This is a genomic window from Aureibaculum sp. 2308TA14-22 (genome assembly GCF_040538665.1).
GTDB lineage: Bacteria > Bacteroidota > Bacteroidia > Flavobacteriales > Flavobacteriaceae > Aureibaculum.
Genome location: NZ_JBEWXT010000001.1, coordinates 1,315,531 through 1,331,896, shown reverse-complemented (window position 1 = coordinate 1,331,896; position 16,366 = coordinate 1,315,531). Strand labels below are relative to the sequence as shown.

Here is a 16,366-nt window from a genome sequence, read left to right as displayed (position 1 = left end):
ATTATGGTAATAAATTAATTACATTCTTGTATCCAATTTCAATCTCTATTTTAAACTATTCTAACCTATTATAAAGTAATTCTAAACTATTTTTAACAAAAAAAGTACTATTATATATCCTTGTGCTAACGTTATTGAAAATTTTCCTTAGTAATTTCTAGTTGTTACCGACTATTTCTAAAATTAACGTAATTTTTTAAAGTTCATCTTTTTGATCCAGTTATTATTCATAAATGGTTTTTCAAATAAAAGAAAAAATATGGACGATACCAGCAATACTATAGGAACATTTATTAAAATTTGAACTACAAAATTTGATGGATACTCATTAAAAATCATAATTTTAGAAGTGAATTTCACACTCAAATGATAAAACGCATAATGCAATAAATATATTGAATAGCACATACCTCCAATAGTATATATTATGGGACGTGTAAAAAACCAATTGATGACTTTTGATTTAAAAACAGAAATAATAAATATAAACAAACCAAAATTCATAAGTATTATATTAAAAATTTCGTCTTGTGGTTTATAAAAACTGAACATAATAAAAATTGACAGCAAATATATTACATCCCAAATATAGTTTTTGACCTGAAAAATGTTTTTATTCATCACATAAAGAAAGGCCGTAAATATTCCTACCATAAAGTTTACTAAAAATGCTAAAATTCCTAAATTAAAATGACCATTACCGCGTGTCATAATATAATTTTTGGATAAAACGGAAAACATAAATAAAATTAAAAATAGCACATATATCCATATCTTCTTTTTCGATATAAATATAAAGGTCATTAATAAAGGTACTAAGATATAAAATTGAGCCTCGGTCTCCAGACTCCAAGAAACAGGATTTATTGGATTATAAACTCCAAAAACCGTTGTATGCAGATATAGAATTCCTACTCCAAAACTTTTTAATAGTTCGTTTACATCTGCCTTTAAAACCAATAAGTGTACAAAAAAAAATAAGATCATAGAAATTATAAATGGTGGTTCTAATCGCAATAACCTTCGTATAAAATAATTTTTTATATTTATTTTATTTCCATCAGCAACATAATATTTTATAAATGGTACAGCCAAAATAAATCCGCTAATAGCAAAAAACACTTTTACACCTATATCAAAACGCTTAATCCACCAACCTAATCCAAAAAAACTTGCATCACCAAGCATAGTATTTACTGCCTTTAGGTCTAACCCCATCTCTCTAGAATATGCAGTATTTAAATGAAAAATAACCACGGTCATTATTGCAAAAAAACGCATGCCATCAATTTCGGGAATGAACTTTGTTGAATAAGTGTTTCTTTTAAATGAATCTCGTAATGAACTTAGCATTTTCTCAATTTAATAAGGTTTATATTTTTATCATAAAAAAATAGTTAAGAAATTTTAAAATGATCTTCCAATGCTTTTGGCTTCCAACTTAATTCAGAAATTGCCTTATTAGCACTTACCGTTAGAGTACTGGTCATTTTTTTAACTGTATCACCGTTAAGAGGAAAGAAGGGAATAACATTACCTACATAAGAGCTAATTTTGACCAAAAAATGGGATAACGTTATAATCCTTTTCTTACCTAATTGCTTTCTAATAATTTCTGAAATTTGTTTAAATGTATAATCTCTATCACCAGATAAATTATATACTCCATGCTTATTGTATAAATTGGGTATTAATTTTGCTACATCATCAGCTAACACAATACTCTTCTTGGCATCATTACCCGATATATTAAAATAATATCCTTTTTTAATACCATTTATCATAGCCTCTAAATTACCTTTTGGATTGATACCTGCTACCAATGGCAACCTTAAAATAACCAAATTTATATCTTTTTGTTTACACCAACCTTGCAGAAATTTCTCTGCCATTATTTTACTTTTAGCATAAGGAGTCGCACCATTAAGAGGTTCTTCTTCTCTTATATTACTACCTTTATCCAAACCATAAACTGCTATAGTGCTAATAAAGACAAAAGTTGAAGGAAGTTTTGGTTTTAATGATTCACATAAGTTAATAGTTCCTTTATGATTAACATCATAAAATATTTTTTCTTCTTGTTTTGATTTTGGGATACTATGGGCTTTACCAGCACAATGAATGACCATTTGATAATTATCAGCTAAATTTACCTTAGCTTCACTGATATTACAAACAATAGATGAAGCTTTACTGCGTCCCAAAGTAGTAACATTATATTTTGAGTTTAAATAATTATAGATATAACTTCCTAAAAATCCTGACGCTCCCGTTAATAGTATTTTACTTTGTTTATTTAACATTAAAGAAAAAAATTCGTAATTAAGATTCAAATAATTGAGTGTATTTATCACTTAGAAATTTAAAATTATGATGTTTAATAACATAATTATACCCCACATTTCCTAATTTATCTATTCCTACGTATTCCATGTTATATAATTCATTAATACCATCAACAATTGCTTCTGCACTTTCAGGTTTTACAATAAGTCCACATCCAGAAAGTTCCACTGGATCTTTAATAAACGATGAAGATTCTAAAATAGGTTTTTTAGCCAACATATAATCAAAATATTTATTATAAGAAACCCCATGTTTATATAAAGGCGAATCAAATCGCCCTACATAACAGACATTAAATAATTTAAGTAAATCTTGAACTTTAGCTTTGTCTATTTTTGGAATGTAAGTAATGTTATTATTTCCAAGCGTTTTTTTTATATAATCTTCTTTCTTATACCCATCACCTACCATAACAAAATGAATTTTATCATTATTCTTTAATAAAATTGAAGCCTGTATAAAATCGTCCATCGCATTTGCCAATCCAATTGTACCTGCATAACCAATAACAAACTTATCTGGCGGTATTTGATTTTTAATCTCAACATCAACACTTTCATTGCCTACCATATTTTTATCAATACCGTTGGGTATATATACCCATTTTTCTGGTTTTTTTGATATTTTATTAATATAATTTGATGAGTTTGGTAATACCGAAATGATATATTCTGCTTTTCTATATCCTAATTTTTCAAAGGAGGCCATCAATAATATAATGGGATGCCATTTTTTATAACCTTTAAGATGTATTGGTGTTTGCGGCCATAAATCGCGAACTTCAAAAAGAAATTTTGCCTTATATTTTTTAGCTAAAAGATAAGCTGGTAAAACTGAAAATATTGGCATTGATGATATTAAAACTACATCAGGTTTGTTTAAGACTTTTTTTGATAAAAATAAAATTTTGAAGGCAAATACCATCATGCTCCAAAGTTTAAATACACTTTCTGGATTATATTTGGCTATCTTAACCCAGCAAAAAGTAATATTTTTTTCAATAGTTTCGGTGGTAAAAGTTTTATTAGATACTTGTGGTTGGACTTTGAATAAATGATTAAAGGACCCTGAAATTATATTAACGTCATAACCTTTTTTAACCCAATATCGAGCAAAATAGTAATGTCGCTCACCCCAACCAGAATCTTGTTTCCCCGCAAACTGATTAATTACCCAAATTGTTTTTACCATAAAGTTTAATGAATGTGATGCAAAAAATGTTTAAAGTAAAAAATTAAATTCATAATTTATTTCTAATTTTTGACTGTATAAATTTAATAAAAAGTAGCTTTCGTCTCATTTTTTATAATATCAATTTTTTTTTCAATAAACGATGAATACTTAATACAATCTGAGCTTTAATTATTCTCTTGAATACCGCATAAAATTGTGATTATAAATTTATATTTAGTTTTTCAAGACTTTTATAAAAATTTTCTTTTAAATATTTTAAATCCAATTTTTCTACAGAATTAGCTGCAAATTCCGACATTTTTTCCAGCTTTTCTCTATTGCTTACAAGTTCTAAATATATATTAGTGATTTCGATTGTGTTAAAATTTTCTACAACATACCCAGATTTACCTTGAATTACCAGATCTTTTACATCTCCACAATTAGTTGTTATAACTGGGATTCCCATGGCCAACGCTTCAATTACAGCATTAGGTGTGCCTTCATATTCAGAAAGATGGATAAAAACACTTGCGGAGGAAATTACATCAATTATATTTGCTTTATATCCTAAAAATTGCAGATTCTTTAGTTCTTTCTCATCTTTTTCCTTTTCAATTTTAGAACGCAAATTTCCATCACCTATATGCTTGTGCACATGAGTAACATCTTTTAATTTTAATTCATAAAATAATTTTACAAATCTATCTACACGTTTGGATTCTGTAAAATTTCCAACTGAAGCAGAAAAGAAATCTTTTGATTTACAATTTACTTTGTAAGTATTTAAGTTCAGGTGATTTCTTATGAATGTTATTTTTTTAAAATATTTAAAAAATAGATATTTTTGTAGTTCGGAAATTGCTATATTGCTATTGACCAATAATCTGTAAGGAAATAACAAATTAGGCAGAGATGTAATTGAAATTTCTTTAATCAACCTTTTCCCAGACGTTCTAACAGAACCAATTGCAATGGGCTTTCTAAATAAAGTACTAACCCAAGTTGTAAAATTAGTAAATGTTGAAAATGAAATTATTATATCGGGTTTAATTGATTTTACATATTTACGAAGCTGAAACATTTTTTTAAAAAATGAATCTGTAGGTTTTAGTTCAATTAAATGATTACCTAATAATTGTTCAAATTCTTTTGTATAAAAGTCATCTCTATCAAAATTCCAAACAATACAGTTAATATTTATATTGTCTTTTTTTAGTTCATTTAACAATAAGAAAAGTTGACGTTCTAAACCACCTGGGCCAAGTTGACCAACTACAAATGAAATGTTTTTAATTTTTTTACTATCAAGCAAAATTATGATATTTTATTATACTTTTTAAGATTATTTCTGAATGTTAAAAACTTTTAGCTTTATAAATATAAGCCCAATATAATATCTTATACAGTAACTTTTGGTATTTTCTTATATTGAACAAAGGCACAAATAAAAGCAATAATTAAGATTGCGAACTTATTAAAAAACACGTTATGGGATACCATATTATCAAGAATTAACACAACGGTCAGCGACAGTATTAAAAATTTTGATCGACCAGAATCCAGTCGAAAAATATTAAATAATACTACCACATAAAAACTGATGTATAATAATAATCCAATAATTCCTATTTCACCTAAAATTAATAGAAACTCATTATGTGGTCCAGGTAGCTCTCCAGAACCTAGTCTGTGAAAAGTATCAAGGCCTCTGCCTAAAAAAGAATCTGATTGAATAAAATCGATTGCAATGTCCACTAATTCAATTCTACCTGTTGTCGTTTCGCTATCTATTTGTCCAAGAAATAAAATACCAACTTGATTTAAACGAGCAATCTGGTCTTTAGTTAATTCAAGAAGTAAAGAACTCCAGTAAATAGGACCAATTATAATAGCTAGTAATAATATTATTCTGAAAATAATTTTATTTGACTTCCATTTTATAGCTTCTTTTAAAGTTTTAAAATGGTTTCTATTAATAAAAAATAAAAATATTATAAATACTATAACACTATTTACTATGGCTCCTTTAGAAAAAGTCATAAAGCCAGCTCTAAGAGTCAAAAAATAACATAAAATCAATAAAATTTTGTATCTATTTCTAATATTTGGGTAATTTAGATAACAAAATAAAGTAAATATTTGCCCAGTAACAGCGATATAACCGGCCTGATTTACGCTGGCAATAAAACCTGAAGCTCTATCCCCCGTAAGAATTAAAAATGAGCTATCATTAGTAAAAACAATAGCTAAAGCATTAAATATTAAGGAAATTGTTATTAATTTAATAATACTATCAAGTCTATTATTATATAAGTAATTTAAAAAAAGTGCATGTAACACGTACAATATTAAAATCGATGGCAAATAAGATCTTATCCTAAAGATAGGGTCTCCATAATCTATACCCTTGGTATAATAAATTAAAGCTCCATATATCAGCCAAAAAAAAATAAAGAATATCATAAATCTAGCCATTGAAGAAATTCTCAATCTATTGCCAATTACAATTACAAATAAATAACTTGCAAGCAAAAGAATAAAAATTGATAAAAATCCTACCGTCTCGAAAGTTTTACTCAAGAAACCATTTATATCTGACGTTATAATAAAAACTAATAAATAAAAAATATATTTATGCATAGTTTAAATCTTCATCCATTTATTGTACCACATTTGAAAAACAAGAATACGCCAGATGTACTCTGAAGAAATATTATCTCCTTGACGGAATGATTTTAATCTTTTGTTTAATTCATCTAAATTAAACAAACCTTGTTTCAATATTTCGTTCTCATTAATATATTTCGGTATTAAATACGCTAAATCAGTTCTTAACCAATCATATATTGGAATTGAAAATCCTGACTTCGGTAGGTCTATCAATTCTTTCGGAACATACTCATATACAATGTCTTTTAGTATTTTTTTTGAAACTCTTCCATCATATTTATATTCTGAAGGCAATTGTGCTACATATTCAATGATTCTATGATCCAAAAACGGTTCTCTACCCTCTATAGAGCTATGCATGGTGGCTCTATCTACTTTAACCAAAATATCATCAACTAAGTATGTTTGGTAGTCAATTGCCTGCATAGTAGATAACCAATCGTTATAATATTCAGTATTTTTAAAATTGTCAAAACTAGTATTTGTTGTGATAAGGATATTCTTTATTTCATCATCAGAAAATATACTGCTCATACCCTGTAGAATAAATGATGCCCATTTTTTTTTATCTAAAATTAATAGGTTTTTTAGTAAAATCATCCTTCTACTTTTTAACTTGAATAATGTTAAACCCTTAGAAATTAAAAATCTTAAGAATTTAGGTATTATTTCAATTTTTTCTAAATACTTAAGACCAGCAACATATTTATAATATCCAGCAAATATTTCATCTCCAGCATCAGCAGATAACACAACTTTTACTTCAACTGCAGATTTCTTACTTATTAATAACGTTGGTATTGCTGATGAATCAGCAAATGGCTCGTCATAGTAAAAAGGTATTCTTTCTATATAATCTTTAGCATCATCTGATCTACATATTATTTCTGTATGATTTGTCCCCAAAATACTTGCTATCTCTTTGGCAACAGGAGCTTCATTATAACTCTCATTTTCAAATCCAATAGTGAATGTGTTGATTTTCTCATCTAATTCACTCTGTAGTATTGATGCAACAGCAGAGCTGTCAATTCCACCACTCAGAAAAATTCCAACAGGTACATCTGATACCAATCTATATTTAAAAGCAGATTTTAATAAATTATGTAATTTTGTCTTGGCATCATCATAAGAAATATCTAGTTTAGGTTTTCTATAACAATCCAAAACACTCCAATATTCTTTAATTTTAATTTTTTTAGATTCAAGGTTTATTTTAAGAAAATGACCAGGTGGCAACTTAAAGGTGTTCTTAAAAATTGTATTCGGTGTTGTTATATATCCATATTTCATATATGGTACTAACGCACTTGAATTGATCTCTTTTTTAAATTTATTATGACAATGAAAACTCTTTAATTCAGAACCAAATAAAAATAAATCTTCATTCTTATAGTAAAATAAAGGTTTTACACCTGCCCTATCTCTGGCTAAAAAAACTTCGTTTGCCGTTTTATCTAAAATTGCAAAAGCAAACATTCCAATAAATTTATCTACGCATTTATCACTCCACTGTGCATAAGCATGTAAAATTACCTCCGTGTCAGAATTTGAAGCAAAAGAATGACCTAGTATTTTGAGTTCTTCTTTAATTTCTGAATAATTATATATTTCACCATTGAATACTATCTCGTAATTCTCAAAGGACATTGGTTGATGTCCTAATGGTGATAAATCTATAATTGATAGTCTTCTATGACCAAAACCAATAGAGCTATGTTTTATCTTTCTTATAATACTTCCTTTACCGTCAGATCCTCTATGACTAATATCATTAGTCATTTCTTCTAATGTTGTTAGTTCAACATTTTCCTTAAAATCTATAATTCCAGCAATTCCGCACATATTTTAAGAAAATAATTTTAAATAGGCAGTTATACTTTTATTTAAGGCAAAATAGTTTAGGGCATGTTCTCTTGCATTTGTACTAAGATTCTCCTTATACTCCTTATTGTTATACAATTTATTAAAGTAATTTATAAGTGTTTCAGGTTTCCTGTCATTTAGAATGATTAACTCTTTTTCACTATCACCATAATCATCAGAAAACCCATTAAATTGTGAGGTTAAAACCGCTAAACCAGTCGACATAGATTCTAGTAATACATTTGGCATACCCTCTAAATAAGATAAGAAAACGAAAGTGTCGGCAACTTTATAAAATTCATCTACATTTTTGGCAAATGGCTTTCTGATTATATCATAATTATTTTCATGTGCTTCAGCCTTATTTTTTAGGGAATTCCAATTCTCTACAAAATTAGAATCATTTTCTGGTGCATTTTCCATTTCATTACCTACCAACAATAATGTTGTATTTGTATCAAACTGCTTTTTATATTGAATCCACCCTTCCACTAAATCGAGTATTCCTTTACGTTGTACAAACAGACCAACAAATAAAAAAATCTGAGTATTCTGTGGCAAGCCTAATGTATCTTTTAATTTGTTTTTTTCATTATTAGGTATAGGCTTATATTTTTCAGTATCAACACCATTATAAATTTTTCTTAGTTTGCTTTTATTTACATTTAAATTTTCTGCTAATGCCGACGTGCTGTTAACTACATAAGAGAACGAATTGTATAAAAAATAGCTCAATATTTTTAAAGAAGCTATTCTGGCAAAATCTCTTTTTTCCCCATTTTCACGGTGTGTATAAGAAAGTTTCATTGTATTTACATAAATAACCTTAATACCTAATAACCTCATTCTATAATTATTCAAGGTAGAGAATATGTTAGTACTTAAAAATACAATGGAATCTGGTTTTTCTCTAGCCGCTTTGTTATATGTTTTCTTAAAAAAAGATTTTCGAGAATTTGCGATTATAAAATCTACCTCAACATTTTCAGTATTTGCCTCACCTCGATCAACGGTTACGAAACGAATATCACAATCATTTTCTAAAAAATAAGGTGCATACCTTAAAAAACGTATAGCTGGTCCTGCTTTTACAGAACCAAAATTATTAGTAACAATCCAAACTTTTTTTTTATTTTCCATTAAAATTAATTATAAACTCGCTACATACTTGCCTAACTCTAGACCTCTAAAAATAGCTTTATCAGAATTTATATAAGCCCATTCTCCAAATCTACCTACCGTATAAATATCGTTTTCTTGCAGCCAATCTTTAATTTCTTTCATAATTTCATTTCTATCTTTGGTGGGTACGGGATATGAGTACTTTACATTCTGAATTTGAATTTCTTCAATTTCGTGTGGGTGTTTAATGGCACCAAGGGTAAGTAAACTATCAACTATCCATTGTTTTGTATCTGAACGGTGCAAGGTTTTTTCTGGTCCTTCAGAAATTTCCATCATAATACCATGATGTGGTAAGGAACGTAAATAATCGGATGAATTATGGTTTATCGCGGTTTTATGCGATATAATTTCTCTTTCAGCAGAATAAAAACGCTGAATGTCAGTATCAACTGGGTGATTGATTACCACCAAGCCCAATACCATTGACAAATAGTCTAAACGCTCTGTTAAATCCCAGATGCGTTGTGGTACATTGTCCATCATCTTTAAAAAATCTAAAATGGCTATAGAACTTATTAGATTTTCATACGAATGGCTTTTACCATCACTAGCATAAACCTTTTTTGCGTTACTATCTACTTTTGTAACGCTCGTATTGTATTCAACGTTATCTAATTTTTTACCAATGGCTTTATAAATCTCTCCAAAACCACCTTTAGCGGGATATCCTACTTTGGTATCTGCTTGTAAGGGTTTTCTTTTACCACCCGTTAAGTCAAATTTTTCCTTGATCCCTTCCGGTGCAGCAACACGTTCGCTGGTCCAATCAGCAGCCATACGCGTAAGGTCTCTACCCCATAATTTTTTATTGTAGGGCAACATAAAGTGTTTAGAAATGCCAGGACCAAAACTTTTAAAAATAAAATCCTCAAAATTGTCAAAATCTTTTTTATTTACAGAAGTAGGTAAGTTATCTAGACCTTCTAAGCAATCTTTTACAATGGATTGGTCGTTCAATGCTCTAAAATTCTTCTGAAAAGGGTAAGGTATAACCTGTCCTTTAGAAAAACATTTGGCATTTCTGGTTTGTTGGTACATTTCCAACGAATTATACACCAAATCGCGTACTTCGGGATGTGGGGTGTGGAAAGAGTGCCCCCCAAAATCAAAAATAGCACCTTTTATTTCAATACTTCTTGAAAAACCACCAACAGTATTTGCACGTTCTAAAATTTTACAATCTTTTCCTAAACTTAACCCAACGCCTATTCCTGCTGGCCCTGCTCCTATAACAATATTCCTACTCATAATAATTTTATTTTCTCTTTAATATTTTTTTAATCGTTTTTCTAATTCCTTCTGGTAATAAACTCCAACGTAACAACGACCAAAGTTTAAACCTTGTTTTAAATGGCTCGTTAAGCATTTTTGCGGCTTCAAATCTATAATGAAAATCTAACTTAATCCTTTCTTTTCCTGTAAAAGTATTATAAAAGAATCTAGTTGGATGATGGCCTACATCAACAAGAATTTCATCCAAATTATGTAGCTTTCCTCCATTAGATGCTAATCTAATAAACAAATCTCTATCATAGAGAAAATTTATTTTTTCACTATAACCCCCAATTTTTTCGATAGCTTCGGCACGCATTAAAACGCAAACATGTTGAATTGGTTGACCTTTTAAAAAATATTTTCTTATTTCAACATTAGAACTTGGTCTTTCAATTGAGTGATTCGTAACTTCTCCAGTCTGCAAATTTCTTAAATTAGATTTACTACCAACCAATACATAGTCATGATTTGCCTCTAAAAAATCAACTTGCTTTTGAATTCTGGTTTTATGCGAAAAATCGTCAGCATCATTAATCGCTAAAAACTCGCCTTTTGAAACTTCAATTGCTTTATTTAGAGCCTTGCCTCGACCAATGCGAGAAGATTTGATTAATCTAACCTTATTATCCGTTTTTGAAATTTGCTCTACTGCTTTTTTGGTTTCATCTGACGAACCATCATCAACAACTATAATTTCTATATTGGTATAGGTTTGATTTTGTAGATGTTCAATGGCATCAATAATATAGGGCATGCCATTGTAAACTGTTATGATAACACTAACCAAAGGTTGATTTTGATTCATTAATCAATTTTATTTTCTATTCTACTTCCAACTTTAATTGCTGGGTTGCCAGCTACAATGTCCCACTCATTAACGTTCTTGGTAACAACTGATCCAGCTGCTACTATGGCATGGTCAGAAATTACAACTCCCGGTACTATTATTGAGCCAGCACCTATCCAAACATCGCTGCCAATAATTACTGGTTTCGCTACCCTTCCTTTTAAAGATTTTAAATTTTGATTGCTTTTAAACTGTCTAGAATCTGTAAAAACCATTACATTATAGGCAATCATACTTCCGTTACCAATAGTTAATCCGCCGCCGCCATACAATTCCGAACCATGATTTATGTTCACATTATCTCCAATAGAAATACCCTCTGCCCTTCTAATAAGGACACTTGGATGTATAAATAAATTGGCACCCACATTTTTTAGAAACCTTTTCCAAAAGAATATTTTTAAATACACCCTAAATTTTTCACCATATCCATATTTAAACTGGTTATAGATAATCCATAATATTTTTGAAAAGAATGATTTTTTTTTCACTTTAAAATAGACTTAATATGGTTTTCTATTAGCGTTAAGCTTCCCACTTCGGGTTGAGCATAATATCCTTTTATAAAACCGTTTATGGTTTCTATATGATTTTTAAGTATCTCGCCCTGTTCCAAAACAATATTAATATTAACTAATAATTGCTCAATGTTGGTGGAATGCAAAGATACGTTTTGTTCTATAAAATCAACATTTTTTAAGTGTTCAAATAAATCAATGGTTATTACGGCACAATTTAATAACATTGCATCTAACGCCGTAGTTGAAGCTCCGGTAATTAGCATATTGGCATCTTTTATCCAATCATAAATATTTGAAGAAACCGAAGCATCTCCGTACTTATAAATTGAAGTATTCTTTAACGTGTCTAGTTTTTTATAATATTCAATTTTATCTTTTCTATGTAATTTGAATTTAAAATTTATAGCGTCCAATTGTGCGGCCACTTGATAAATCATTTCTAAGATTGCTATATGGTGCTTTTCAGTTATTGAATGACCAGAGCCTGACAAGGCAATTAAAACATATTTAGATGATTTTTTTGGTGAATTTTTGTTTGTTTTTAAAAACTCATCAATTTTAGGCGATCCAGATATTATAATTTTTTCTTCTGAAATGCCATTGTTGATCATATTGTTTTTATCATTTTTACCAAACACATAAAAATAATCAAAACAGCCAAATTGCACATAATCGTTCATTCTGCCGTGCATAATACAGCATGCTTTTATTTGTTTTTTTTGGGCTAAATGACCTATTAAATTACCCACTAATGAAATACTGTTTCCTACAAATATTACCCTTGGTTTATAGGTGCTTACCATTTTGTTAAAAATGGCTGTGGTCTGTACATAAAGCCAATACCAAGCGTTTAAACTTCTCAAAAAAAGCGTTTTAAAACGAATTGATTTATTGTTATATGCAAAATTAGGAAGGTTATTTATAGAGCTGATTAATTCTTTATAACATGCTATTTTTTTATAATCGACCCAAACATGGTCTAAGTTATTTATAACTATACCACCATTTACAATCTGAGAATTTATTAAACTATTAACTGGATGGTTATGAGAAACTATGGCTGTTGACAATTTGATATTTTGTAATTGATTATAAATTTTTATCTGAACATCGAAATGTGATTTTTGAAATGGCCAAAACAATATGTCCAATTTATCATCAAATCCAGAAAACGCTACTTCTTTCACCTCTTTTTTTATAACACTATTTTTAATCTTTTGCTTGTAATAATGTAAATTATAATTCTCGTTAAATTTAGCTTTATTTTCAATTATTCTTAGGGCATTGAGTTCATACTGGGTTACAAAACACTTAATGAGCATTGTTGCATCATCATTATCTTTAAAATTGGCTATTAAAGTGTTTATGCAATGGTCAATCCAATTTTGTAAATCAATTCTCATAGTTCTAAACAGATAGTATTATAAAAATTTATTTTTACTTTCTAAATCTTTAAATGCATCAATATCTCTATACTTAATTACTTTTGCAGGATTACCACCGATGATAGCAAAGTCGGGAACATCCTTGGTTATAACTGCTCCCGCGGCCGCTATTACACCTTTTCCAATTGTAATTCCTGGAATTATTATGACACTATCACCTAACCAAACAAAATCTTTTATAATTACTGGTTTATGAATTTTAACTTTATCATAAGGGATAGCTTCAGCATTATCATAGTTGTGATTAGTGCTTATAATAGTAAGCTTTTGACCAGTATGGAAATAGTTCCCAATTTCAATTTTTCCTTTTCCTAAAAATCTAGCTCCTGGGTTAATATTTACATAATCTTTTAAAATTACATTTTTACCCAGACCTTGAACTAAGCCATTTACTTTTAAACGTTTACCCACTTTACCACAACTTTTATATGCCAGATGGGTATAAATATTTTTAAGATTAAAATATCTATTTATTCTAAATTTTGGTACTAACCCAAATTTATATTTACAATATAAAGTTTCTAAAAAATTCAACTTCATGATATAATTTATTTTTTTACCAGATTTCTAATGGGTAGTATGAACTTATTTAGTTTGTTAAATAAGGGGTACTTTTGAATATTTAATGTTCTTAGGTCTTCATTAAAAACAATAAAATAAACAAATATTGCTAATATTGCTAATATTGTTAAACTTTCAATTGATAATCTAGGTATCAATGATAGTGATTGAATTGAAAATATAACACCAACTAGTAGTAAAAACAGAATTACTATTTTTAAAATAAGTTTAAAATTGATAGGTACATAAAAGCGTTGATTTGAGAAGTACCGAATTAAAATTGCCATAGTTAACCAAGATGCTATTAATCCGAAAACAACCCCGTAAATACCTACTACATCAATCAGAAAATAACCCAGTACTGACAATACCAATAAGCCAGAGCCACTAACAAGAGGCATTGGCTTTGTGTTTTCTGTAAATTCAAAACCTGTACCCAACATAAAATAAATACCTTGACTCACAGGTATTAACAACACAAAAGGTACTAAATAAACCGCAGCATGATATTCAGAGGCGGTCATAACCCTTAATAATTCAGGACCAAAAGTTATACTCCCAGCAAATAGTAATAATAGTATTATAAAGTAAAACGAAATTAATTGCCTAAATATCAAAGCACTGTTTTCGCCTTCCTCTCTATGTACTTGAAACTTTATGGGTACCCATGCAGATTGTATGGAACCAATGATAAAAGCTAAGGGCAGGGCAAACCGCAATGCTATATTGTACAATCCTGTTTCTGACAAACCAATAAATTCCTTAATAAAGAATTGACTTAAAAAGCCTGAGCCAAATGCCATCAGTCTATGCGGTAAAAACGGTAATCCATATTTTAATAAAGCTTTGAGTTCCATAAAATCTGTACTAAACTTAAACCATTTAAAACATAATATGTATTGAATTAAAAAAGCAAATACACTACCTATTAGAGTACCTAATATAATACCTTCTACTCCTTTTAACAACACTACTACAAAATAAATAGTACACCCAACGGTTATCAATAATTGAATTACTTTAACAATGGAAATTTGCATTACCCTACGTTGTGCCCTCAAAACCACCGTAAATATTTGCCCTACACTTACAAAAAATGAGGTCACTAAGCAGAGTTTAACAAGTGGTTCATATTTAATTTCGTCAACCAAAAGCAATGTAAGTTCTTTCGAAAACATGAAACCGGCTATAAACCATGCTAAGGAAGTAAATACTACAAAAATACTACCAACAGACAGTGATTTAATTTGTAAAAACTCATCTTTATGCAAATTAAAACGTCTAAAAATAGCATTGGTTACCCCCATATTGGCTAAAGGAGCAAAAAAAAGACTAATAAAGGTAAGCATAGCCATTATTCCATAGTCTTTGGTTGAAAGATGTGTTGTATAAATAGGTAACAATAAAAAGCCTATAATCTGCCCTAGGAAACTGGCAAAACCATACGTAAAAGTATCTTTGGTTAGGTCTTTTAAGGCTTTTTTCATTTTAACTTCGTTACATCAATTCATTGAACTGAATTTAATCTTCCCAATTATAAATGGTTTTTCCATCAATTTTATTGGCAAAACGCCCTCTGTAATAATCTCTGTTTAATATTTCGGTATGCGATAATTGCCTTTGGGAATTACCCAAGGTCATTTCCCATTCTGGAAACCCACTTTTTATTAAATCCCATTGTTTTTCATTGTCGTAATCTGCAAAAGTCCTTAATTCTTTTAACATTTGTGGCGTAATAGAAACTGGACCATCTTTTGTTTCAGTAACGCCTAAAACAGTGTAATGTCTTTCAATATTGGTTGCACCTAATGCCAATGCTACTTTACATGCCCATAAATCTGTAGTAGCGGGCTTTGAATGATCACTATACCCAATTTTTGGTGTAAATTGTTGTAAAAATTTTATTCTGTTTAAATGTAATTCTTCTAATGGTGTTGGATAAATGGTTACGCAATGTAAAAATTCAAAATCAGTACCTTTTAATATTTGTGCAGCTTTTTGAATCTCATCGTCATAAGTAGATCCTGTGGAAACAAAAATCTTATTCCATAATTTTTTAACATCTTCGAGTAACGGATAAGAAGCACAATCGTAACTCGCAATTTTTATAGCTTCATAACCCATATTTTTAACTTCATCTATGGCTGTACGTGTAAAAACGGTGGTCATGGGCTTAACTCCCGCTTTTTTACACTCCTCAACAAACCATAATTCTTGTTCTAAAGTAAGGTCTAGTTTAGCCAAACGTTCTAATTCTGGTTGATAGGCTCTTTTAATGGTTGTAATAGTTCCGTCTTTATCAACACTTCCCTCTTCAAATCTTTCTCTATAGGCTAAATCCTTTGAACGAATCGCTTGAATTTTTACATAATCCGCTCCATTTTCAGCAGCCTTATGAATCATTGTTTTTAATATTTCTTGGTCGCCATTATGGTTTTGACAACATTCTGCAATTAATATTGGTTTCATTTAAA

At 29.2% G+C, this 16,366-nt stretch carries 14 protein-coding genes; all 14 read right to left on the bottom strand.

Annotation, left to right across the window (positions count from 1 at the left end; translation table 11 throughout):
• Nucleotides 1–183: 183 nt before the first annotated feature.
• On the bottom strand, nt 184–1,353 hold the full coding sequence (locus U5A88_RS05830) for an acyltransferase family protein (RefSeq protein WP_354204605.1): 1,170 nt from the start codon (nt 1,351–1,353) through the stop codon (nt 184–186).
• A 44-nt stretch (nt 1,354–1,397) separates the two neighbouring features.
• Nucleotides 1,398–2,303 (bottom strand): NAD-dependent epimerase/dehydratase family protein, encoded by a 906-nt coding sequence (locus tag U5A88_RS05825; RefSeq protein WP_354204604.1) that lies wholly within the window; start codon nt 2,301–2,303, stop codon nt 1,398–1,400.
• A 19-nt stretch (nt 2,304–2,322) separates the two neighbouring features.
• Complete coding sequence (locus U5A88_RS05820; protein ID WP_354204603.1) at nt 2,323–3,537, bottom strand: glycosyltransferase family 4 protein; 1,215 nt, start codon at nt 3,535–3,537, stop codon at nt 2,323–2,325.
• Nucleotides 3,538–3,739: 202 nt separating this feature from the next.
• Entirely contained in the window at nt 3,740–4,834 is a 1,095-nt protein-coding gene (locus U5A88_RS05815) for a glycosyltransferase family 4 protein (RefSeq protein WP_354204602.1), read from the bottom strand.
• Nucleotides 4,835–4,920: 86 nt separating this feature from the next.
• Nucleotides 4,921–6,162, bottom strand: coding sequence for an O-antigen ligase family protein (locus U5A88_RS05810; protein WP_354204601.1), 1,242 nt, complete (start codon nt 6,160–6,162; stop codon nt 4,921–4,923).
• Between the two features lie 3 nt (nt 6,163–6,165).
• On the bottom strand, nt 6,166–8,037 hold the full coding sequence (gene asnB / locus U5A88_RS05805; RefSeq protein ID WP_354204600.1) for an asparagine synthase (glutamine-hydrolyzing): 1,872 nt from the start codon (nt 8,035–8,037) through the stop codon (nt 6,166–6,168).
• A gap of 3 nt (nt 8,038–8,040) precedes the next feature.
• Entirely contained in the window at nt 8,041–9,198 is a 1,158-nt protein-coding gene (locus tag U5A88_RS05800; RefSeq protein WP_354204599.1) for a glycosyltransferase family 4 protein, read from the bottom strand.
• Between the two features lie 9 nt (nt 9,199–9,207).
• Nucleotides 9,208–10,491, bottom strand: a complete 1,284-nt coding sequence (locus U5A88_RS05795; RefSeq protein WP_354204598.1) for a protoporphyrinogen/coproporphyrinogen oxidase — start codon at nt 10,489–10,491, stop codon at nt 9,208–9,210.
• 7 nt (nt 10,492–10,498) lie between these two features.
• Complete coding sequence (locus U5A88_RS05790; RefSeq protein ID WP_354204597.1) at nt 10,499–11,323, bottom strand: glycosyltransferase family 2 protein; 825 nt, start codon at nt 11,321–11,323, stop codon at nt 10,499–10,501.
• On the bottom strand, nt 11,323–11,856 hold the full coding sequence (locus U5A88_RS05785) for an acyltransferase (protein ID WP_354204596.1): 534 nt from the start codon (nt 11,854–11,856) through the stop codon (nt 11,323–11,325). The genes U5A88_RS05790 and U5A88_RS05785 overlap by 1 nt, the downstream gene beginning before the upstream one ends.
• Entirely contained in the window at nt 11,853–13,289 is a 1,437-nt protein-coding gene (locus tag U5A88_RS05780; RefSeq protein WP_354204595.1) for a glycosyltransferase family protein, read from the bottom strand. Before U5A88_RS05780 ends, U5A88_RS05785 begins: the two co-directional genes overlap by 4 nt.
• A gap of 18 nt (nt 13,290–13,307) precedes the next feature.
• Entirely contained in the window at nt 13,308–13,871 is a 564-nt protein-coding gene (locus tag U5A88_RS05775) for an acyltransferase (RefSeq protein WP_354204594.1), read from the bottom strand.
• A gap of 8 nt (nt 13,872–13,879) precedes the next feature.
• Complete coding sequence (locus U5A88_RS05770) at nt 13,880–15,379, bottom strand: lipopolysaccharide biosynthesis protein (protein ID WP_354204593.1); 1,500 nt, start codon at nt 15,377–15,379, stop codon at nt 13,880–13,882.
• 34 nt (nt 15,380–15,413) lie between these two features.
• Nucleotides 15,414–16,361, bottom strand: coding sequence for an N-acetylneuraminate synthase family protein (locus tag U5A88_RS05765; RefSeq protein ID WP_354204591.1), 948 nt, complete (start codon nt 16,359–16,361; stop codon nt 15,414–15,416).
• Between the last annotated feature and the right edge of the window lie 5 nt (nt 16,362–16,366).

Bases quoted from the DNA above. Each gene is read 5' to 3' on its own strand.
- U5A88_RS05790 (WP_354204597.1), bottom strand. From the start codon at position 11,323: ATGAATCAAAATCAACCTTTGGTTAGTGTTATCATAACAGTTTACAAT.
- U5A88_RS05820 (WP_354204603.1), bottom strand. From the start codon at position 3,537: ATGGTAAAAACAATTTGGGTAATTAATCAGTTTGCGGGGAAACAAGAT.
- U5A88_RS05795 (WP_354204598.1), bottom strand. From the start codon at position 10,491: ATGAGTAGGAATATTGTTATAGGAGCAGGGCCAGCAGGAATAGGCGTT.
- U5A88_RS05810 (WP_354204601.1), bottom strand. From the start codon at position 6,162: ATGCATAAATATATTTTTTATTTATTAGTTTTTATTATAACGTCAGAT.
- U5A88_RS05775 (WP_354204594.1), bottom strand. From the start codon at position 13,871: ATGAAGTTGAATTTTTTAGAAACTTTATATTGTAAATATAAATTTGGG.
- U5A88_RS05825 (WP_354204604.1), bottom strand. From the start codon at position 2,303: ATGTTAAATAAACAAAGTAAAATACTATTAACGGGAGCGTCAGGATTT.
- U5A88_RS05770 (WP_354204593.1), bottom strand. From the start codon at position 15,379: ATGAAAAAAGCCTTAAAAGACCTAACCAAAGATACTTTTACGTATGGT.
- U5A88_RS05780 (WP_354204595.1), bottom strand. From the start codon at position 13,289: ATGAGAATTGATTTACAAAATTGGATTGACCATTGCATAAACACTTTA.
- U5A88_RS05765 (WP_354204591.1), bottom strand. From the start codon at position 16,361: ATGAAACCAATATTAATTGCAGAATGTTGTCAAAACCATAATGGCGAC.
- U5A88_RS05830 (WP_354204605.1), bottom strand. From the start codon at position 1,353: ATGCTAAGTTCATTACGAGATTCATTTAAAAGAAACACTTATTCAACA.
- U5A88_RS05800 (WP_354204599.1), bottom strand. From the start codon at position 9,198: ATGGAAAATAAAAAAAAAGTTTGGATTGTTACTAATAATTTTGGTTCT.
- asnB (WP_354204600.1), bottom strand. From the start codon at position 8,037: ATGTGCGGAATTGCTGGAATTATAGATTTTAAGGAAAATGTTGAACTA.